Origin of the sequence: Kitasatospora sp. NPDC001527 (genome assembly GCF_040298605.1) — a bacterium.
GTDB lineage: Bacteria > Actinomycetota > Actinomycetes > Streptomycetales > Streptomycetaceae > Kitasatospora.
The window spans coordinates 1-21,311 of the sequence record NZ_JBEPAM010000001.1 but is presented as its reverse complement, the minus strand read 5'-3'; the positions used below and the strand labels follow the sequence as shown (position 1 = coordinate 21,311).

The following is a 21,311-nucleotide window of genomic DNA, read 5'->3' as shown; positions in this document are numbered from 1 at the left end:
CGACATTTGAGCCAGTGCGTGTCGACATTTCCTGACGAATCATCCGAAGCCCGACCTGACGCGCAGGCACATGAGTGGACAAAGGGAACGGTTCAGCGCCGCCGGGGGCCGGATCCCCGGGTGACCACCCGGCGGGTGATCAGTCCGATCCCGGTGAGCATCAGCAGGACCCCGGCGAGCGCGCCGCGCCAGCCGTTCGACCGGTGCCGGTCGGTGGCCGTCGCCGCCGACGACGGCTGCTCCGCGTCGGCGGTGTCGGCTGCCTGGGCCGCCGGCGGCGGCGCGGCCGGCGTCCGGTCGGCCTGCTCCCGGTCCGGGGTGCCGGCGGGAAGGACGGCCGGGGTCGTGGTCGGGGTCGGTGACGCGGTCGGGATCGCGGTCGGACCCGGACTCGGGGACGTCGGGGCCGGGGACGTCGGGGCTGCGGAGGTGGGAGGCGGGGACGCGCTCCGGGTCGCGGTCGGGGTCGGGGACGAGGAGGGAGTCGGGCGCGCCGTCGTCGGACCGGCCCCCGCCGCCGTGGGCGTCGGCGCCGCCGGCCTGGCCACCACCACGGTGACCGGTGGCACGACGATCGGCAGCAGCCCCGGCGGAACGGGATCCGGCCCGGCATCCGGCACGGGGACGGACGGGGTGGGAACGGACGGAACGGGAACGGACGGGGTCGGGACGGCGGCGGTCGGGGACGGGACCGCCGGGACGGACGCAACGGGCGCCGGCGCGGGCGCGGCCCCGGTCACGGTCATGGACGGGACGGCGGCGGTCGGGGACGGGGCCGCCGGGGCGGCGACCGCCGGGGACGGGACGGCGGCCGAGGCAGCGGGCGCCGAGGGGGTGGGCACGGCCGTGGGCCTGGCCGAGGGGACGGCCGAGGGGACGGCCGAGGTCGGCACCGCCGCCGAGGGCGCGGACATCGCCGGCCCCGTGGGCGTCGCGGCCGGGGGCGGCGTGACCACCGCCGACGGCGTCGCGGCGGACGATCCGGACGGCGCGGCCGACGCGGACGGCGCCGCCGATACGGACGGTGCCGCCGACGCGGACGGTGCCGCCGATACGGAGGGCACGGGAGCCGGGCCGACCGGCGCCGGCGTGGGGGCCGTCGCCGGTGCCGCCGCCTGACCGTCCGCCTCGACCCGGACCGCCACCGCCTCCGCCGCCGTCCCGTTCCCCGCCCGGTCGGTCGCCGTGACGGTCAGCCACTGCTCCCCGTCCGTCAGGTCCCGGTTGGCCGCGCACGTCCAGCTGCCGTCGATGGCCGCCGTCGCGCCGCAGGCGACGATCCGCGCGTCCTCGGCGCCGTGGGCCGGACCGGCGGTGACCAGGACCAGCGCCCCCGGTTCGGCCTTCCCGGCCAGCCGGGGCCGGGCGGCCCTGACGGTCTCCCCGGCGGCCGGCACGGTGAGCACCGGTCGGTCCGGCGCCACGGTGTCGACGACGAGCTCGGCCGACTGCCCGGCGGTCCGGTTCCCGGCGAGGTCGGCGGCGGCCGCGGTGAGCCGGTGCCGCCCGTCCGCCAGGTTCTCCACCGGCAGGCAGGACCAGCCGCCGTCGGCCCGGGCGGCCGTGCTGCACAGGTCGGTCTCCTGACCGTCGGCCGGCCGGTCGACGACGACCACGGTGCCGCCCGGCTCACCGGTGCCGGTCAGCCGGAGGGCGGGGTCGTTGGTGAACTCCGGCAGGGTGAGCGCGGGCGCGCCCGGCGCCGCGGTCCGCACGGTGATCCGGACCGGCTCGCCGGGCAGCGCCGCGCCGGCGCCGCCGGTCAGCACCGGGGTGAGGGTGTGCGGGCCCTCGGTCAGCGCGGCGTCCGGGCGGCAGGACCAGTCGCCGCTCCGGGCGACCCGGGAGCGGCAGAGCGCGGTCGCGCCCTCGCGGACCTCGACGGTGGCGCCGGCCGTCGCCCGCGCGCCGGAGATCCGGGGGCGGGTGTCGGCGAGGGTGGCGCCGTCGGCCGGCCGGGAGATCTCCGGGCGGGCGGCCCCGACGGTCAGCCGGATCCGCTGGTCCAGGACCTGCCCGGAGACGGCGGAACCCTCGGCCGGCACCAGCCGGGCGGCGTCCCGGCCGATCCGCAGCCGGACCGAGGTCTCGCCGGAGGAGGCGTTGGCGGGGACGGTCCACTCCAGGGTGGCGCTGCGCCCGCCGGGGGCGATCTCGGTCTGCACCCGCTCGGGCGGGTCGAAACGGCCGTTGCGGTCGAAGTCGACCCAGCCGGCCAGGGTGGCGGGCGCGTCGCCGACCGCGACCGGCACGGTGAGCCGGTAGTCGTGGCCGACCGCCGCCTCCTCGGGGTAGCCGAGGGCGGGATCGGTGCCCTCGTCCCGGGTGACCGGTTCCGGGGCGGGGGCGAGCGCGTTGCCGCCGGAATTCCCGGAGGCGATTCCGGCCGTTTCACCGAGGAGGTGCGGCCCGGGATTCGGGACCGTCCGGGAGAATTCCGGCCGGAGCGTTCCGGCAGCCCGCGAGGAAACGTCCGGCCGCGCCCGCTCCGCGGAGATTTCCGGCGTCCGCGCGGGGTCCCCGGGAGCCGCGGGGAGAGCCGCCTCGACGAGGGGGCCGGAGGGCGGGACCGCGTGCCGTTCGGCGGTCCGGGTGCCCGGGGCCTGCCGGGCGACCGAGGGCGGCGGGTTCCAGCCGATCAGCAGCCCGGCGGCGGCCAGGACCGCGGCGGCACCGGCCGCGGCCGGGAACTGTCGGCTCATCCGGCTCTCCTTCGCATCGGCTGCCGGAACGGCCTGGATGGCCGGGCAGTCTGGACACACGATCAGACAAAACGGAATCACGATCCTGAGCCGGTCCTACCGCGACACTTGCACGCTTGGCCGCATGACACCCGATTGGCGGCCCTCCGACCGGCAGGACGGGATGTACCCGAAAGGACTGCATTTCACCCATTAGGCGAGGTATCACGGGGTACGCGCGAGGAATCCCGGCGGAAGGGCCGTGTACCGACGTCCGGGATCCGACCACGCACCGGTCGCATCCGTTCGAATACCCGGAACCGTCGACGGACGGCGGGAGGGGCGACGGGAGGGTCCGGATCCGGCCACCGGCCACCCGGCGCGGTCGCACCCGAGCCGCGGCGGCCCGGGGAACGCGGAAACCCCCGGCCGATGGCCGGGGGTTTCTCACTGGTGCGCTCAGCAGGATTCGAACCTGCAACCTCTTGATCCGTAGTCAAGTGCTCTATCCGTTGAGCTATGAGCGCAAGTTCCGGGCGGACCCGGTCTTGCGGGGTTTGGTGCGCTCAGCAGGATTCGAACCTGCAACCTCTTGATCCGTAGTCAAGTGCTCTATCCGTTGAGCTATGAGCGCTCGCCCTGGCGAACGTTCCTCCGGGGCGGTGCGGGGACAACATTACATGACCTGCGGCGCGGGACGAAATCGATTGATCCGGGCACCTCGGACCCCTCGCTCGAACAGGCCGGAGACCCCTCCCCGCCGGCCCCGCGCCCGGTCCCGTCCGCCCCTGCCCGGCCCCACCCGGTCCCGGAGATCGCCGCCCGACCGCCCCCGGAGATGCGAAGAGCCCCGCCGACAAGATCGTCGACGGGGCTCCCGGCTGGCGGAGGCTGAGGGATTTGAACCCTCGATCAGGAATAACCCCGAAACCGCATTAGCAGTGCGGCGCCATAGACCGGACTAGGCGAAGCCTCCTCCACATGGAGCAAGCCCGCGTGCGCGGACTCGTTCCCTGTGCCTGTGATGATGCCACAACCCGGGGGCCCGGCACCAACCGCCGACCACGTTACTAGGCGGGTCGTCCCCACCGCAAAGAAGAATGAGATACTGCCCTCTCCGGAGAGAGCTGCCCTGAGCCGAGGAGACCTGTCGACGTGAGCAGCAGGCCGATCCGAGGCGCTGCTCGCCTCGCCGCCATACTCGACGCCCTGCCCGACGCGCTGTTGCTGGTCAACAGCAACGGCACCGTCGTCGATGCCAACACCGCGGCCGTGCACGCGCTCCAGGCGCCCGGCACCTCGCTGGTCGGCATGGGCGTGCTCGACCTGCTCCCGGAGTTCGACCCCAGCCGGATCCCCGGCTCGATGCGGCCCGCCGCCCGCGAGGACGAGGCGCTCGACCGCCCGGTCCGGATGACCGCCCGGCGCACCGACGGCACCACCTTCCCCGTCGAGGTGTCCGGCAACGACTTCGACGACGACGGCTCCGGCTCGGGCTCCGGCTACGCGCCCCCGGCGCCCTACGACCCGTACCGCGAGGGCTCCCGCTCCTCCGACCTGCTCCTGCTGCTGGTCCGCGACCTGACCGGCCGGCTCGGCGTCGAGGCGGAGCTGCGCCGCCAGCACAAGCAGACCGAGATGATCCTGCGGGCCGCCGCCGAGGGCGTGCTCGGCGTCGACCTCGAAGGCCGCTGCGTGCTGGTCAACCCGGCCGCCGCGCACATCCTGGAGTACCGGGCCAGCGAGCTGGGCGGCCGCGAGCTGCACCCGCTGATCCAGCACTCCCGGGCCGACGGCACCCCGCTGGCGCTGGAGGAGTCGGCGCTGCTGGACACCCTGACCTCCGGGCGCAAGCACCGGGTGCGCGGCACCGTGCTGTGGCGCAAGGACGGCCGGCCGGTCACCGTCGACCTCACCACCGCCCCGGTCCGGGACGGCGACCAGCTGGTCGGCGCCGTGATGACCTTCACCGACCGCAGCCGCGAGCTGGCGCTGGTCGCCCGCAACGAGCACCTCACCGCCGTCCTGGAGAGCGAGCTGGGCGGTGCGCTGACCGCGCTGCACCGGCGGATCGACGCGCTCGCCGCCGACCCGGCCGGACAGCTGTGGCCGGAGGCCAACTGGACGCTGCGCCGGCTGGCCGACGAATGCCGCCGGTACGGCAAGCTGATCGAGGGTGTGCTGGCCCACCAGCGCTGCGAGGCCGGCGAGGGCGCCGGGGCCGGCACGGACGGCAAGGGTGGAGCGGACGGCAAGGCCGGCCGGAAGGCCGCCGAGCGGGTGCCCGTCGCGCTGGACAAGGTGGTCCGCCGGGCCGTCGAGCAGGCGGGCGAGCTGGTCGGCCCGGGCCGGGTGCGGTTCTCGGTGCACGCCGCCGCCGTCGAGGTGATCGCCGACGAGCAGCGGCTCGCCCAGGCGCTGGCCCACCTGGTCGCCGACGTCAGCGGCATCGGCCTCGCGCTGGACGACGCCGCCCCCGAACTCCCCTCCCCCGGACTCGCCGCCCCCGGCACGCCCGCCCTGCCACCGGCCGGCGGCGAGGCGCCGGCCGTGGTGCTCGCGGCCGCCCAGCGCGGCGAGGTCGCCCGGGTGGAGATCCGCGGACCCGGACGCGGCGGCAGCCCCGTCCACCTGCCGATAGCCCGGGCGGTGGTCGAGCGCCACGGCGGGGTGCTCCAGCCGCACGAGCTGCCGGGACGCGCCGGCACCACGTACGTCGTCGAGCTCCCGCTGGACCCGGCCGCCGCCAAGGCCGCCGCCGAACGGGCCTCCGCCGAGGGCCGCTCGGACCGGCCGAAGGAGAGCGACAGCGCCGTCCTGCCCGACCTGCCGGGCATCCCGCAGCTGCCGACCGCGGCCCAGGACGAGGAGCCGGCCGCCGCCGAGGGCTCCGCGCCGGGCGGCCCGGGCGCCGGTGATCCGGCGGAGGGCGCCTCCGAGGGCACGCCGGGTGGTGCCGCGGGCGCCGAGCGCGGCGGGGCCCCGGAGGCCCGCACCGCCGAGGCCCCGGCCGGCCCGGCGACGGCCGGCGGTGCGCCGGGCGAGACCCCGGCCGTCGAGCAGCGGCGCGGACGCCGCGGCCGGCCGGCCGTCGAGCCGCCGCCCGCCGCCCCGGAGCAGCCGGGCCACGACGGCGGCGCGGACGCCCCCGGCGGCATCGCCCCGCACCTCCCCGCCGACCAGTGGCCCAACGCCCCCGCCCGGATCGAGCGGGCCGTCCCCGAGCAGTGGAACGGCACCGGCAACGACCCCGCGTACGGACGCCAGGGCCTGGGCGGTCCGCGCGGGCCGCAGACCGACCCCTGGGGCAAGGACGACGGCCGCTCCGGCACCGCCTACGCCGTCCCGGTCGACGGCGGGCGCCCGGACGAGGGCCCCGGAGACGGGAACGGCGGCCCCGGTGGCCCCATGGCTTCCGGCACTTCCGGTGCTTCCGGATCCGACGAACGCCGGCCCGCCGGTGTCGAGGGCGGTGCGCGCGGGCCGATCGCGCTCGGCCCGGGCGGCGGGTCCGCCCCGGAGGCGCCGTCCGACCGTGACGGGAGCGACACCGAGCCCCGGCCGTCCCGGCGCCGCCGCGCGCTGCCCGGCGCGGAGGACTCCTCCGGCGGGTTCGCCCTGCCCGGCGGCACCGACACCCCCGTCTACCCGGGGCTGGAGCACGCCCTGCCGGCCGGTCCGGCACCCGCCGCACCCGAGCCCGCGGCGCCCACGCCGACCGGGCGGCGGCGCCGGCTGGCCGTGCCGCCCGGTCCCGGCGGCGAGGCCGGCTCCGCGCCCGAGGGCACCCCGGCGGGCGGCTCCGCGCTGCCCGCGCTGCCGCCCGCCGTCCCGGCGCTGCCCGGTCCCCCCGGCACCGCGGCTCCTTCCGGCTCCCCCGACGGCGACGGACGGGAGGGCGGCCCGCGTCCGGTCGGCAGCGGCCTCGCCGAGCTGGCCCCGCCGCGCCCGCTCGGCGCGCCCGGTTTCCCCGGCCAGGCCGGTCCGGCCGGTGCCGTCGTGCCCGTGACCCCGGTGGCGCCCGGTGCCGACGCCCGGCCCGCGCCGCGCGCGATGGCCGAGCTGCCCGCCGCGTCCGGCGCGCCCGTTCCCGTCCCGGCCGTCCCGGGTGCCCCGCAGGGCACCGCCCCGGTGGCCCTGCCGAGCGGCCGCGGGGGGACCGGCGAGCACGGTTCGCTGCCCTCCCCGGCCCCCGACGGCGGCCCGCGCCGGCTGCTGGTCTGGCCCGAGCCCGACCCGGCCACCCGCCAGGCGCTCCAGGACCGCGGCTACCGCCCGGTGATCGTCCGCTCCCGCGAGGAGGTGGACGCGCAGGTCGCCGGTTTCCCCGCCGCGCTCTTCGTCGACCCGCTGACCGGGCCGATCACCCGCACCGCGCTGCAGTCGCTGCGCACGGCGGCACTGAACAGCCGGGTCCCGGTGCTGGTCACCGCCGGCCTGGGGCAGGCCACCCGGGACGCCGCGTACGGCGCCGACCCGGCCGTCCTGCTGCGCGCCCTCGCCCCGCGCGACGGCGAGAACCACGCCCCGCGGGTCCTGCTGGTCGAGGGCGACCCGGACATCGCCGCCGCGATGATCGGCAGCCTGGAGCGGCGCGGGATGCACGTCGAGCACGCGGTGGACGAGAACGACGCCGTCGCCCGGGCCAGCAGCGTGCAGCCCAACCTGGTGGTGATGGACCTGCTCCAGATCCGCCGCCGGCGGGTCGGCCTGCTGGACTGGCTGCGCGCCAACGACCGGCTGCACCGCACCCCGCTCGTCGTCTACACCTCGGTGGACCTCGACCCGCGCGAACTGCCCCGGCTGCGCACCGGCGAGACGGTGCTCTTCCTCGCCGAGCGCTCGACCAGCGACGACGTGCAGTCCCGGATCGTCGACCTGCTCGGGCGGATCGGCGCCATGGGCGAGGCGGGCGTCGCCGCCGCGGGCTGAGCCCCGGGCACGACGAGGGCCGGCCACCCCTTTCCCGGGGTGACCGGCCCTCGCCCGTCTCGGACCTACTCCTTGCCGAGGCGGGTGACGTCCAGCTTCTGCGCCGCGTAGTCGGCGCGGATCACCTTCTTGTCGAACTTGCCGACCGAGGTCTTCGGCACCGACTCGACGATCGCCCAGCGCTCCGGCAGCTGCCAGGAGGCGATCCGCCCGGCGAGGAACGCCCGCAGCTCCGGCAGCCCCGCGGTGGCGCCCGGCCGCAGCACGACGGTGGCCAGCGGCCGCTCGCCCCACTTCTCGTCCGGGACGGCCACCACGGCGGCCTCGGCGACCTCCGGGTGGGCCATCAGGTGGTTCTCCAGGTCCACCGAGGAGATCCACTCGCCGCCGGACTTGATCACGTCCTTGGCCCGGTCGGTCAGCGTCAGGTAGCCGTCCGCGGTGATCGTGCCGACATCGCCGGTGCGCAGCCAGCCGTCCTCGGAGAACTTGTCGTCCGGGCGCTGCGGGTCCTGGCCCGCGCCCCCGTAGTACGCCCCCGCGATCCACGGGCCGCGCACCTCCAGCTCGCCGGCCGAGACCCCGTCGTGCGGCATCCGCTCGCCGCCCGGGCCGATCAGCCGGGCCTCGACGGAGGCCGGGAAGATGCCCTGGGTGACCCGGTAGGGCCACTCCTCCTCCGGGGTCAGGCCGCCCGGCGGCTGGGCGAAGGAGCCGAGCGGCGAGGTCTCGGTCATGCCCCAGGCGTGGATGACGCGGATGCCGTGGCGCTCCTCGTAGCCCTGCATCAGCGACGGCGGACAGGCCGAGCCGCCGATCACCACCATGCGCAGGCTGGAGGTGTCGTAGTCGCCGGCGTCCAGCTCGTCCAGCAGGCCGCTCCAGATCGTCGGCACGGCGGCGCTGACCGTGGGCCGCACGGCGGCGATCATCTCGGCCATCGGCCTGGGCTGGAGGAAGCGGTCCGGCATCAGCAGGTTGGCGCCGGACATGAAGGCGGCGTGCGGGATGCCCCAGGCGTTGACGTGGAACATCGGCACGACCGGCAGCGCGGTGTCGCGCGGGGTGAAGGCGAAGTTGTCGCCGGTGTTGACCTGGAGGCAGTGCAGGTAGACCGAACGGTGGCTGTAGAGCACGCCCTTCGGGTCGCCGGTGGTGCCGGAGGTGTAGCAGAGCACGGCGGCCTGGCGCTCGTCGATGTCGGACTGCCAGGGGTAGGCGGTCGGCCGGTCCGCGATCAGCTCCTCGTAGTCGTGCACGCCGCCCGCGAAGCCGGCCAGCACCGACCGGTCACCGGGGCCGCTGACCACGATGTGCCTGAGGGTCGGGGCCAGCTCGGGCAGCACCGCCGCCAGCAGTGGCAGGACGGTGCCGTTGACGATGATCACGCGGTCGGCGGCGTGGTTCACGATGAAGGACAGCTGGTTCGCCGGGAGCCGCAGGTTGAGGGTGTGCAGCACCGCGCCCATCGCCGGCACCGCGAGGTAGGCCTCCAGGTGCTCGGCGTTGTTCCACATCAGGGTGGCGACGCGGTCGTCCGCCGTCACGCCGAGCTCGTCGCGCAGGGCCCAGGCGAGCTGCGCCGCCCGCGCCCCGACCTCCGCGTACGTCCGGACCACCGGGCCGGTGCCGTCCCAGGTGGTGACCGTCGACCTGCCGTGGATGGTGGACCCGTGCTCCAGGATCCTGGCGACGGTGAGCGGTACGTCCTGCATCGTGCTGAACACGGGTCCTCCTCGACCTGGGCGGCACTGCGGCGGCTCCTGCCCCGGCCCGGCCGGCTGACGGCTACTGGGCGGTAATACGGGCAGTAGGCCCCGATTCTGCCGCGCCGCTTCCCCGGTGTCAGTATCCCGGCGGCGTTGCCCCGATCACGACCCGGCCACGGTCCGGCCACGTTCTCCCCGGTGGACGGGGTGGTCCGGGCCGCCGGGGCGGCGGCCGGAATACTGGGGGCATGGGCGACGGACGCGGCGAACGGCGGGTGGGGCGGGGTCTGGCCGGGTTCCGGGTACCGTGCCCGTGCTGTTCCGGCGGGGTGCGGACGCAGCCGCGGATGGGTCTGCGGACGGGGCGCACCGGCACCGGATACGTCCCGGAGACCTGCCGCTACTGCCAGGGCCGGGGCTGGCGGGGGCTCGGGCCTGGCGCGTGACCGGCCCGCGCGAGCGACCGGCCCGCGCCGCGTTCGGTGGGCCGCCGCGTCGACCGGTGGGGCGCCCCGATGGGTGGGCCGCCCTGTTTCGGTGGGCCGCCGCCCTGATCGGTGGGCCGCCACGTCAACCGGTGGGGGCCCTGATTCGGTGGGCCGTCAGCCGGCCAGCGGGGCGTCGACCTGGTTGCGGTCGACGGTGAGCGTCGCCCCGCCGTAGGTCTCCTCCACGTTGCCGCGGTACTGGTGGATCCGCTGGTGCTCGGACCACAGCTCCGCGGTGAGCGGCCCGCCCCCGGCGGTGTCGGCGTGGCCGTCCCAGCGGGCGTACCAGAGGGTGTCGGGCAGCGGCGAGCTGCCGGCCCGGGCGGCCGCGGCGAGGTCGGCGATGCCGGAGTCGAGGCTGGAGTAGAAGCCGGAGCGGTACCCGGCGGCGTGCAGCGCCTGGGTCCAGCCGACGGTGAAGTCGACGACCGCCTGACCGCAGGCGGGGTCGCGCAGCGGGTAGGCCTCGATGTCCAGGAAGACGGGGCTGCCGGGGCCGAGCCCGACCGTCCGCAGGCCCTCGACCGCCTCGGCCGCCTCCTCGCGCCCCTGCTGGGCGGCCCGGGCGGGGTCGATCCGCTTCGGCTTGCGCTTCAGGTCGCTGCACGGGGCCTGCAGGCCGACGTGGACGGGCATGAACCGCCACCCCATCGCCCGGGCCCGCCGCACCCAGTCGGCGGTGAGCAGCGGCTGGGTACAGCCGCGCTGACTGCCGCTGGTGTAGATGCCGAGCGCCCCGTACGGCGAGGTGTCGCTCCAGGCCCGCAGGGTCTCCAGCGGGGGCGCGGTGCAGGCGTCGAAGGCCGCGCCGGCGTAGAGGTCGCGGAGACGGGCGGCGGGCGGCCCGAGCCGGTCGGGCAGGACGGCGGCCCGGATGCGCGGCACGGCGGCGGCCACCGGAACGGCGTCGTCGGCGCCCGCGCCCGGACCGCCGGCGGCCAGCAGGAGGACGAGGGAGGCGGCGGCGAGGGCCGCGAGGCGGAGATGGCGCACGCCGCCTTGATACTGACGGACCGTCGGCCCATGGCCGCAGCCGCGCCGTGAGCGCCGCCGAAGCTCACCCTTTCGGACGCACCCGTCCGCATCCGTCCCGATTCTGGTAACGAGCTTGCTGCCCAGTGGCTCCTTACGGCAAACTCACCACCATGCCCACCTCCCATCCCAGCGAAACCTCCGCCCCGACGCCGGCCGCCGCCGTCGCCGAGGCGCTTGCCATGCCGCCCGCCCCCAAGGGCGAGCCCGCCGGCGAGCGGGGCAGCTGGCGACGAGGCGGGGCGCCCGGCGAGGGACTGCCACCGGACGCACGACCCGGCCGACCGACCGGCCGACGGTTCCCGAACTTCCTGCGGCGCCCGGAGACGATCCCGGCGCCGTTGCTCTGTCTGGCGGCGATGTTCCTGGTGCAGACCGGGATCGCGTTCTCCAAGCCGCTCTTCGGACCGCTCGGGGTGAGCGGCACCACCTTCCTGCGGCTGGGCTTCGCGGCGGTCGTCCTGCTCGCCGTCACCCGGCCGCGGCTGCGCGGGCGCCGGCCGCGCGACCTGGCCGCCGCCGCCCTGCTCGGCATGGCCTCGGCCGGTATGACCCTGCTGTTCGCCGGGGCGATCGACCGGCTGCCGATGGGCACCGCCGCCACCATCGAGTTCCTCGGCCCGCTCGCGGTGGCCCTGGTCTTCGCGCGCCGCGCCAGCCATCTGCTCTGGGCGCTGCTCGCGGCCGGCGGCGTGGCGCTGCTCACCCTGCTCGGCGAGGGCGGGGAGGGCGGCGGGCTCGACCCGGTCGGCCTGCTGTACGCCTTCGGGGCGGCCGCCTGCTACGCCGCGTACATCCTGTTCACGGACAAGGTCGGGGCGGCGTTCCAGGGCTTCCAGGGGCTGGCCGTGTCGATGACGGTCGGCGCACTGACGGTGGCGCCGTTCGGGCTCGGCCAGGCCTGGGACGGGCTGACCGCGCCCGGCGCCTCGCCGCTGATGCTGCTGCTCGCGGTGGCCGGGGTGTCGCTGCTGCTGCCGGTGATCCCGTACGCGCTGGAGATGACGGCGCTGCGGCGGATGCCGCAGCGGGTGTTCAGCGTGCTGGTCAGCCTGGAGCCGGCGGTCAGCGCGCTGGTCGGCCTGGTGGTGCTGGGCCAGTTGCTGGGCGCCGCTCAGCTGGCGGGCATCGGCTGCGTGGTGGCGGCGAGCGTCGGGGCCACGCTGACCGGGCGGCGCTGAGGCACGAGGCCGGTCGGGGTGAGCCGGGGGCGCGCATCGGGTCGATGCGCGCCCCCGGGCGTTCGGGGGCTGCGGTGCTGTGGCTCTGTGGCGCTACGACGGTTCGACGCAACGGCGGTTCGGCGCCACGGCGCTACGACGGTTCGAAGCAACGGCACTACGGCCAGAGCAGGGTGCGCGACCACTCCGGGGTGCGGACCGGGCCGGTCCGGGTGTAGCGGAGCCGGACGTGGTGGCGCTCCGCGTCGCCCTGCCAGAACTCCACCTCGTTGGCCCAGAGCGTGTAGACGGCGTGCCCGGCGGCGACCGCGTCCGGGGTGGCCTCCAGCCGGCGGCGGGCCACCGCCACCGCCTCCTCGTACTCGGCCGGCGAGGCCAGCGGCTCGCTCTGCCGCCCGACCAGCGCGCCGATCCGGGCGGCCGGGGAACGGGTGGCGAACTCGGCCCCCGCCACCTGGTCGGCGGCCCGTTCGACGGTGCCGCGCACCCGCACCTGGCGGCCGAGCTGCGGCCAGTAGACGGTCAGCGCGGCGGCCGGGTGGTCGGCGAGCTGGCGGCCCTTGGGGCTGTCGGCGGCGGTCGAGAAGACCCAGCCGGTGCCGGAGGCGTCCACGTCGCGCAGCACCAGGACGCGGGCGTCCGGCGTGCCGTCGGCGTCGACCGTGGAGAGGGTGAACACCTGCGGGTCCAGCACGCCGGCGTGCAGGGCGGTGGCGAGCCAGTCCACGAAGAGCGGGCCGGGCTCGGCCGGGGCCGCCTCGGCGTCGAAGGTCGGCAACGGGCGGGCCATCGGCGGACGGCCGAGCATCAGCTCGGGCACGGACCGGGGCGCGGCCGGAGCCGGCTCCCCGCCGGGCCCGGGGCCCGGTGCGGGCCTGGTCTCGCCGGGGCCGGTCAGGCCCTCCTCCTCCGCTGCCATCGAGCCCTTCCTTCCGGTTGCCGCGGCCGCAGCCCCGCGGCGAGCCGGCCGCCGGGGGCGGGCCGGGCACGGGGGTGCGCTGTCGGAGCGCAACCGTACCGCCGTACGGTGACGGCGCCGGGCGCGGGCCCTGGACTGGACCTGTTCCCGGCCCCGGACGCGCCCGTGGGCGGCACCGACGTGCGGTGCCGCCCACGGGTCCGGTGCGCGGTGACCCTTTCCGCTGCCCGGTGACGCGTTGTGCGATCTGTGACCCATTCCGATCGCTCGGTTCCGAATGCCTGTCTTCCGATCCACTTCACTGACTGCTTCTGACCTGTCGCGGGTGCTCAGCTCACCCGCGGTCCCCCGGTCCGGCCCGGTCTCCGTCGACGGCGCCCCCGCCGTCGACGGCACCCGGTCGGTGCCCGGGTGTCCGGTCGCTTCAGGAGGAGGCCGGCACGAAGACGATGTTGTAGTTCTCGTTGGACTGGCCGGCCAGGACGGAACCCGCGTTGTCCTTCACCCCGAGGGTGTTGGCCTGGTTCGAGGCGCCGGCTCCGGTGGCCGTCTGCTGGGTGGAGAGGTAGTTGCCGTCGACCGAGCCGAAGACGTTGCCCGTGCCGACGTTCGACACCACACCGCTGCTGGACCCGCCGTTGGCGAGTGCGCCGTTGTCGGCGGCGGCGGAGCCGGCACCGGCGATCAGCAGACCGGCCACGAGCGGGGCCGCCAACGACAGGCCGACCACCCTTCGGGTTCGGATGCGGGCCATGAGAGCCTCCAAAAGAAACGGTAATCGTGCCATGCGTATGCCGTGCGCGTGCCATGCATGCGGGAGTTCGCCGGCCAGACGAACACCTGCTGACTGCGACGTCGGGAGACAGACTTCCGCAACAAATCGACAAAGCACCACCTCCCGGCAGCCTTTTCGCCCTTTAGCGTGATATCCAGCGACCCGGCGCATAATCGCCGGCGCCTCCGACATCACGCCGGCGCACCACCGCTCACCTGCGGCGCAGCATGTCAGCCGACTGCGACGGAGCGCACGGAAGCGGCGCGAGGAGAGTGCGTGGACAACCCCACGCACCACCATGGCGCGCGATGATGACAAACGCGCCCCTTGCCGGGTCGGGTCGCCTTACCCTGTCGACAATTCACGCCATTCTGCGACCGTATGAAAATCAGCAGAACGCTAGACCGCCTTGCCGGGATTGAGAATGCCGAGCGGGTCGAAGACCGCCTTCAGCTGCCGCTGCAGGTCCATCGCCACCGGCCCGAGTTCCCGCGCCAGCCACTCGCGCTTGAGCAGCCCCACCCCGTGCTCACCGGTGATCGTGCCGCCCAGCTCCAGCCCCAGCGCCATGATCTCGTCGAAGGAGCGCTGCGCCCGCGCCGACTGCTCGGCGTCCGCCGCGTCGAAGATGACGATCGGGTGGGTGTTGCCGTCACCCGCGTGGCTCACCACCCCGATGGTCAGCCCGTGCCGCTCGGCGATCGCCGCGACGCCCTCCAGCATCTCGGCCAGCCGCGAGCGCGGCACCGCCACGTCGTCGATCATCGTGGTGCCCAGCCGGTCCAGCGCGGGCAGCGCCAGGCGACGCGCCTCCAGCAGCAGCTCGGACTCCGCCTGGTCGTCCGCGGGCACCACCTCGGTCGCCCCGGCCGCCCGGCACAGCTCCCCGACGGCGGCCAGTTCGGCCACCCGGTCCGGGCCGTCGAAGGCGACCAGCAGCAGCGCCTGGGTGGACTCCGGCAGCCCCATCCGCCCCAGCTCGTTGACCGCGCGCACGCTCACCCGGTCCATCAGCTCCATCAGCGACGGGGTGAAGCCGCGCGCCATCACCTCGCAGACCGCCGTGCCCGCCGCGGCCGCGCTCGGGAACTCCGCCGCCAGCGCCAGCTGCGGCGCGGGCGCCGGCCGCAGCGCCAGCACCGCGCGGACCACCACGCCCAGGGTCCCCTCGGAGCCCACCAGCAGCCGGGTCAGGTCGTAGCCGGCGACGCCCTTGGCCGTCCGGCGGCCGGTGGACAGCAGCCGCCCGTCCGCCAGCACCACGTCCAGGCCGAGCACGTACTCGCTGGTCACGCCGTACTTGACGCAGCACAGGCCGCCCGCGCCGGTGCCGATGTTGCCGCCGATGGTGCAGGACTCCCAGCTCGACGGGTCGGGCGGGTAGGCCAGCCCCGAGGCGGCGGCGGCCCGGGACAGCTCGGCGTTGACCACGCCCGGCTCGACCACCGCGATCCGGTTCACCGGGTCGAGCTCCAGGATCCGGTTCATCCTCACCATCGACAGCACGATGCAGCCGTCGACGGCGTTGGCCGCGCCGGACAGCCCGGTCCGGGCGCCCTGCGGGACCACCGGCACCCGCAGCGCGGTGGCGGTCCGCATGACGTGCTGCACCTGCTCGACCGTCTCCGGGAAGACCACCACCGCGGGGGTGCCGGCCGGGCAGAAGTCCGCCATGTCGTGCCGGTAGGCGGCCGTCACGTCCGGGTCCACCGCCAGGGCGCCGGGCGGGAGGCCCTCCGCCAGCCGGTCCGTCAGATCACTCATCGCCGCCTCCGCTCGCACCGCCGTCCCGGGGCGTGTCCGCACCCGTCCGGCCACTCCAGGCTCTCGCACTCTGCCCGCCGCCCGGCCGCCCGGCAAGTACGCCGCCGCTCCGCCGCAGGACGGGCGAGGCCAACGCGAGCAGCCCGGCGGCGCCGGTGGCCGCCGCGCAGAGCGCGGTGGGCACCCGGGGGCCGGCCGCGTCGGCGAGCAGGCCGAGCAGCCCGGTCGCGAGCACCAGCGCCGCGCTCTGCGCCAGGGTCAGCAGGGCCTGCACCCGGGAGAGGTGGCCCTCCGGAGCCGACCCCAGCACCAGCGGACCGAGCCGCCCGGCGAACAGCCCCGAGCCGGCCCCCGTCACCACCCCGGCGGCCACCGCCGCCCCCGGCCCCGGCGCCACGGCCAGCAGCGCGGTTCCCGCCGCGGCCACGCAGAGCCCGAACGCCGCGCCGATGCCGGCCCCGGCACCCGCTGCGGCGCCCGCCGCGGCCCTCGTCCACCACCGCTCGCCGTCCTTCCCTCCGCTCCCCGTCCCCCCGCTCCCCTGGCCGCCCCGCCGCGCGAGCAGGCCCGCCACCACCAGCACGCCCGCCGCCTGGCCGCCCGCCACCAGGCCGGCCGCCCCCGCGCCCCACCCGTCCGCCCGGGCCAGCAGCGGAGCGAGGAGCGACACCACCGGCAGCAGGGCCCCGGCCGCCGCCCCGGTCAGCAGCAGCGCCGTCCGCAGCAGCCGGTCCCGCGCCGCCAGCCGGACCCCGGCCGCCGCCTCCGCCAGCAGCCCGGGTGGGCGGTGCGTCCCATACGGCACATGCTGCCGACCGTGCGGCCTCGGCACCGGCACCGGGACCCGCAGCAGCACCAGCAGGACGACGGTGAAGCTCGCCGCGTCCACCAGCGCCACCCCCGGCAGTCCGCCCGCCGCGACCAGCGCCCCGCCGAGCGGCGCCCCGAGCAGGGCGGCGAGCTGCCCGCCCGCTTGCCGCAGCGCCAGGGCGCGCGGCAGCTGCCCGGTGCCCACGAGCAGGCGCGGCATCGACCCGCTCGCGGGCAGGTAGAACGCGTCCACCACCCCGATCACCACCGCCGCGAGGACCAGCAGCCGCAGCGGGGTGCCCCAGCCGCCGGCCACCGCCGCCAGGGCGAGCGTCGCGGCCAGCATCACCGCGTCCCCGGCGAGCATCACCCGCCGGGCGCCCAGCCGGTCCGCCAGCGCGCCGCCGACCAGCACCAGCGCCGTCCGCGACACCGTGATCGCGGTCAGCACCAAGCCGGCGGCGCCCCCGCCGTGCGCGGCGGCGGCCCAGCCGAGGGCGAAGGCGAGGGCGGCATCGCCCAGCGCCCCGAGCTGTGCCCCGGCGAGCCAGAACAGGTAGGGCGCGGGCAGCGCCTCCCGTGCCGGGTTCGCCGGGCGGGCCCTGCCGTCGGGCGCGCGGGCCCCGGTGGTGGTCGTCATGCCGGCCGACGCTAGGACCCTCGACCGGCTCCAGGGCAAGCCCCGGACGCCCACGCTCCCGACGGTGGACTAGGCCCGCACCACCGGTTCCTGTAGCTCCGTCACCCAGTCCGCCACCTCCTCCGGGCACTCCAGGTACAGCTCCCGCGCGTAGCCGGTCGAGCGGTAGCCGTTCTCCTCGATGAACCGCGCCAGGGCCTGCACGGAGCCCAGCGAATCGTCCATGGAGCCGCGGTGCACCAGGGTCGCCGCCTCGACGGCCGGCAGGTCCACCACCGCGAGGCCGTGCTCCCCGGCCGGGTCGACCGAGGTGGCGACCGGCACGGCCACCCGGATCAGCACCGAACCGTCCCCGTCCCCGGTGTCCTCGTAGCGGGCGACGGACGGCCCGGTGTGCGCGATGCCGGCCGCCGCCAGCCGGCCGCAGAGCTCCTCGAACAGCGGGCCGATCACCGGCCCGATGTCCTGCGGCTCGTAGCTCGCCGCGACCGCCGTCAGCTCGGCCACCCGCACCGGCGGCACCCGCTTCACCACGACATCCTGCGTGGACATGGTCCCCTCGCTCTCGATCGTCCGGAGTCTCGCCTCGACCCGGGCCAGCCGCTCGGCGTCCGCCGCCATCGCCGCGGCGAGCTCGGCCCGCCGCAGCCGCAGCATCCCGCGCAGCTCGGCCGTGTCCACCGCCTCGTCCAGGACGGCCCGCACCTGTTGCAGTGTGAAGCCGAGGTCCTTGAGGGCGATGACCCGGTTGAGCCGGGCCAGTTGGGCCGCCTCGTAGCAGCGGTAGCCGCTGACCGGGTCGACCCGGGCCGGCCGGAGCAGTCCGATGGCGTCGTAGTGACGCAGCATGCGGACCGACACCCGGCCGTGCTTGGCGAAGTCTCCGATGTTCAACATGGTTCCTCCAGTGCAGACCCTCACACGGTGTCACGGTCAAGCACCGGCCTCGCCGTCCGCCCGCCGCCCCGGGCGGCCCGCTCAGTCCGTCACGTCGAACCCCCTCCGCTGGCCCAGCACCTGGAGGCTGCGCTGGCCGGGGATGCCGTTGGCGTCCTCGCCCGCGTAGCCGAGGCTGCGCTGGAACGCGGCGTACGCCTGCACGGAGCGCGTACCGAGCGAGCCGTCCACCCAGCGCTGCTCCAGGAAGCCCTCGTCCGCCAGCGCCTGCTCGACGATCCGCACCTCGCCGCCGTAGGTCTGGTGACCCTGCTCGGCCGCCGGGTCGGTGCGCGCCGCCGAGACGACGTGGGCGAGCGAGACCCGCCGCGGCGAGGGCAGCCGGCCCAGCAGCCGGCGCAGCGACCCCTCGCCCGGCACACCGTCGGCGTCCGGCCCCGAGTACCCCAGACTCCGCTGGAAGTCCTGGTAGTTGAGGGTGTCGGCGTCCCGCCAGTCCTCGTCCGGCCCGGACTGGTAGTGCCGGCCGAAGCCCTGCCGGACGAGTGCCTCGCCCACCTCCCTGACCTGCGGCCCGTGCGCGCCGTAGCCGTACTCCAGCCCGTTGATCGTCACCCGGTACCGGGCGGGCCCGGACCCGCCGCCGGGCGGGGGCAGCGGCGCGCCGCCGGCCACCGCGACGATGCCGGGCATCACGACCTCGCGGAACTGCCGGGCGCGCACGTCCCCCGGGCAGGCCGTCCCGCCGTCCGACCACTCCGGGAACATCCGGTGCACGCCGAAGCCCGGCTGGTCCCACTCCGGGCAGATCCGCAAGGGGACGCCGTGCCGCTGGTGCAGCCACACCCCGAGCGCGACGAGCGCGTTGACCTGGGCGTCCGTCCACGGGTCGGTGCTCTGGTCGTTGCTCGCCGACTCCACACTCACCGCGCCGGTGCCGTCGGCCCGGCGGTTGGCCCGCATGTTGGCGTCGGCGCGGGTCTGGGTGCCGATGAACTGCCCCACACCGCCGTCGTACCCGACCCCAAAGTGGGACTCCAGGTTGGTGGAGTCCCTCCAGTACTCGTACATCCGCCGCGGCGACCACGGCGCCGCCACACTGTGGAAGATCACCTGCGTCGGCGTGATCACCGGCTGCTCGTCCGACTCGGGTTCGAGCTCCATCTTCTCCGCACCGGGGTACCAGGCCATCCGTCTCTCCTTGCCGGGCCCAGGGCAGTTCGCCCCTTACGCCCGGATAGACGGACCCCGGCCCCCCACGCGCTGACACCCCCGCCCCAAACCCCCCGTTCAGGTGAATACAGGACACCACCCGCCACCCCCGGCCCACCCCGAACAGCACAAAGGCGGGTGCCGAGTGATCTCGGCACCCGCCTTGAGCAGGTGGTTCTTCTCCTACCGGCGGAGAGCGTGGGATTCGAACCCACGGTACGGGGTCACCGCACGACAGTTTTCAAGATCAGAGCCACATCGCGGGGCCCAAGGCCCTCTCACCTGGGTTCAAGCGCCCACTCTTTGAGCCTTCCGGCAACGCTGGCCCACAACTGGCCCACGGTCACGAAATCTGGCAGAACGCGACGGCCGCGTCATCGCCCCGCTTGTAGCGAGGCCAGCGCACCCCGTCCGGATCCGTGGCCTCGACATCACGCACAGCGGAGATCAGCCCATCCGCGCCGGCCGTCCTGAGCGTGGCGAAGACCTCCGACCAAGAAGCGGCGCCGTAGTCGGTGACCAGCCGGGAGGCGCCGTCCGACATGACCGCGACCGCGCTGATGCCGGCGGTCGGCACCGCCCCCGTGAAGGCGTGGTTGGCCGCCTCCCCGTTGGACGCCGCCACCCAGTAGCCACCTGCCGTGTTGCGGGTGAGTCTCTGCGCCGTGACCATGCGACGCACGCTCTCCGTGTGCTCCGGCGTTCCGGTGGCGAAGCGCTCGGTCTCGGCGCGGAGTTCCGGCACCACGGTGTTCACCCGCAGATCCGTCTTCACCAGGTGCTCGCCGTTTCGCTCGAAGACGATGGGCGAGTCGGCGAGCACCAGGTAGTCGAACTGCTCGGCGCCGGCTCGAAGGATCGAGACCGTCGCCGACGGTGTCCCCGGGTTGGCCAGGTCGCAGGTGGGGTGCATCGCCGCGACCCGCTCCAGGGCTTGTTCAAGCCCATCGGACAGCGGGCGGCCGCTGTCGGCCAACGCGGCCATCAGGTGGCCTCCGAGTTGGGCGACGTACCAGGGGACGCCGTGCTCGCAGCCGGTGTCCAGGCCGACCGTGCTGAGTCCGTCCAGGACGACGGCCAGCGACGAAGTGGCACCCACCCAGTCCTCATTGGGGCCCGCGCCGCCGGGCGCGGTGGCAAGAGAGACGCGCATGTCAGGCCTCGTGGCGGTAGATCGGAGTGACCCTGCTGCTCTCCAGCACCTCAAGGGTCTTCGGGTCGTAGCGGCACGAGATGAGCGTGGAGAAGCGCTTCGTCCGCACCTCGCGGTACAGCTCGCCCAAGTGGTTCTCCAAGTAGTGGACAACCCCGTTGGCGCCGATCGCGTGAATGCCCGCGATGTACAGGAACGTGCCCTTGCCGTCGAGGCGGGGCAACCGGGCGAGGTAGCCGACATCGCCGGCCGTTCCGTCCTCGTCGAGCGGCGAGCGGTATTCCGTCTCGGTCTGCAGGTCCACGAGGTGCCAGGCCCGATCCTTGCGGAAGCGCAGGTTGTCGTCCCCTTCGAGCACCTGGGCCACGATGGGCGACAACCGCGGCCCGCAGATGACCACCAGGTGGTCGCGGTTCAGGTTCACGATGCCGGACGGCGGGATCACCTCCGAGTCCGAGTCAAGCTTCAGGCTGGCAAATAGCTTGCGCAGATGCTCGTAGTTGCTGAGGTCTTCCCTGGTCACGACCTCACTGGGGTTCTCGTCATGCGACTTCCCTGCCTCGTACTTGCCGCCGAGCGCCACCGTCATCGGGCCCAAGCCGAAGAACGCGCGCTCCGGGGCGGGACCGGCGGATGCGAGCTGACCGACACGCCCGCGGCTGACACCAAGCAGAGCGGCAATCTCCGTCTGCGACATGCCTGACGCCGAGGCCTCTTCGATGGCCTCGCGACGGACGCGGGACAGCTCAACCACCCGGTTCTGGTAGTCCGCCATCAGCGCGATTGCCGCCTTGGCGCGTTCGATCGGGACGGCGACGGCGGCCACCCGTTCCAGTTCCTCGTGCATGATCATCCCTTCGCTGCCTAGGGGGGCAAAGCAAGGGTACCGCGAGGGGGACTTGACGCCCAGGCGAGCGCTGCCTACCTTGGGTATCAGGAAAGAGCGAAAGCCCCCCTAAGCAGCTCGATGGGGAAGCTTCTCGCTTCTCTGACCTGCACAAACGCACCGCTTCACAACTCAAGAGCGTGATCCACCACCGCAGTCCGTCCGTGACCACACCAGTCGGGGTGAGTGGAGACCAGTCGGCAGAGAAGGGGCGCACGCCCTGACACCTCGG

The 21,311-nt window shown here is 75.3% G+C and carries 13 protein-coding genes and 3 tRNA genes; 2 read left to right on the top strand and 14 right to left on the bottom strand.

Features of this window, described 5'->3' with window-relative positions; translation table 11 throughout:
• Positions 1-92: 92 nt before the first annotated feature.
• The 4 genes from ABT238_RS00080 to ABT238_RS00065 form a co-directional block, all read right to left on the bottom strand.
• Entirely contained in the window at positions 93-2,702 is a 2,610-nt protein-coding gene (locus ABT238_RS00080; RefSeq protein WP_350754924.1) for an Ig-like domain-containing protein, read from the bottom strand.
• Between the two features lie 430 nt (positions 2,703-3,132).
• A tRNA-Arg gene (locus ABT238_RS00075) sits at positions 3,133-3,208 on the bottom strand.
• Positions 3,209-3,239: 31 nt separating this feature from the next.
• Positions 3,240-3,315: transfer RNA gene (locus ABT238_RS00070), tRNA-Arg, on the bottom strand.
• Positions 3,316-3,563: 248 nt separating this feature from the next.
• A tRNA-Ser gene (locus ABT238_RS00065) sits at positions 3,564-3,657 on the bottom strand.
• A 179-nt stretch (positions 3,658-3,836) separates the two neighbouring features.
• On the opposite strand from ABT238_RS00065, the gene ABT238_RS00060 reads away from it, so the two are divergent.
• Positions 3,837-7,613 (top strand): PAS domain-containing protein, encoded by a 3,777-nt coding sequence (locus ABT238_RS00060; RefSeq protein ID WP_350754922.1) that lies wholly within the window; start codon positions 3,837-3,839, stop codon positions 7,611-7,613.
• Positions 7,614-7,678: 65 nt separating this feature from the next.
• Here ABT238_RS00060 and ABT238_RS00055 read toward each other — a convergent pair whose 3' ends face one another.
• Together ABT238_RS00055 and ABT238_RS00050 are read right to left on the bottom strand one after the other, a co-directional pair.
• Complete coding sequence (locus tag ABT238_RS00055; RefSeq protein ID WP_350558998.1) at positions 7,679-9,340, bottom strand: long-chain fatty acid--CoA ligase; 1,662 nt, start codon at positions 9,338-9,340, stop codon at positions 7,679-7,681.
• 584 nt (positions 9,341-9,924) lie between these two features.
• Positions 9,925-10,803 (bottom strand): DUF1906 domain-containing protein, encoded by an 879-nt coding sequence (locus tag ABT238_RS00050; protein WP_350559001.1) that lies wholly within the window; start codon positions 10,801-10,803, stop codon positions 9,925-9,927.
• Between the two features lie 152 nt (positions 10,804-10,955).
• Between ABT238_RS00050 and ABT238_RS00045 the strand changes: the two genes are divergently transcribed.
• A complete protein-coding gene (locus tag ABT238_RS00045) occupies positions 10,956-12,023 on the top strand; it encodes an EamA family transporter (RefSeq protein WP_350559004.1) in 1,068 nt (355 codons plus the stop codon).
• A gap of 157 nt (positions 12,024-12,180) precedes the next feature.
• Here ABT238_RS00045 and ABT238_RS00040 read toward each other — a convergent pair whose 3' ends face one another.
• The 8 genes from ABT238_RS00040 to ABT238_RS00005 all read right to left on the bottom strand — a co-directional run bounded on the left by ABT238_RS00040 (position 12,181) and on the right by ABT238_RS00005 (position 21,040).
• Positions 12,181-12,942: a pyridoxine/pyridoxamine 5'-phosphate oxidase gene (locus tag ABT238_RS00040; protein WP_350559007.1), complete on the bottom strand. Its 762-nt coding sequence runs from the start codon at positions 12,940-12,942 to the stop codon at positions 12,181-12,183.
• 424 nt (positions 12,943-13,366) lie between these two features.
• On the bottom strand, positions 13,367-13,696 hold the full coding sequence (locus tag ABT238_RS00035) for a hypothetical protein (RefSeq protein WP_350754920.1): 330 nt from the start codon (positions 13,694-13,696) through the stop codon (positions 13,367-13,369).
• A gap of 420 nt (positions 13,697-14,116) precedes the next feature.
• Positions 14,117-15,481, bottom strand: coding sequence for an FAD-binding oxidoreductase (locus ABT238_RS00030; RefSeq protein ID WP_350754918.1), 1,365 nt, complete (start codon positions 15,479-15,481; stop codon positions 14,117-14,119).
• Complete coding sequence (locus tag ABT238_RS00025) at positions 15,474-16,931, bottom strand: MFS transporter (protein WP_350754916.1); 1,458 nt, start codon at positions 16,929-16,931, stop codon at positions 15,474-15,476. The genes ABT238_RS00030 and ABT238_RS00025 overlap by 8 nt, the downstream gene beginning before the upstream one ends.
• Before the next feature lie 69 nt (positions 16,932-17,000).
• Positions 17,001-17,828 (bottom strand): MerR family transcriptional regulator, encoded by an 828-nt coding sequence (locus ABT238_RS00020; RefSeq protein ID WP_350559019.1) that lies wholly within the window; start codon positions 17,826-17,828, stop codon positions 17,001-17,003.
• Positions 17,829-17,909: 81 nt separating this feature from the next.
• Positions 17,910-19,019: a peptidoglycan-binding protein gene (locus ABT238_RS00015; RefSeq protein ID WP_350754914.1), complete on the bottom strand. Its 1,110-nt coding sequence runs from the start codon at positions 19,017-19,019 to the stop codon at positions 17,910-17,912.
• A 364-nt stretch (positions 19,020-19,383) separates the two neighbouring features.
• Complete coding sequence (locus tag ABT238_RS00010) at positions 19,384-20,139, bottom strand: protein phosphatase 2C domain-containing protein (RefSeq protein ID WP_350754912.1); 756 nt, start codon at positions 20,137-20,139, stop codon at positions 19,384-19,386.
• 55 nt (positions 20,140-20,194) lie between these two features.
• A complete protein-coding gene (locus tag ABT238_RS00005) occupies positions 20,195-21,040 on the bottom strand; it encodes an RNA polymerase sigma factor sigma-70 region 4 domain-containing protein (protein WP_350754910.1) in 846 nt (281 codons plus the stop codon).
• Positions 21,041-21,311 lie beyond the last annotated feature (271 nt).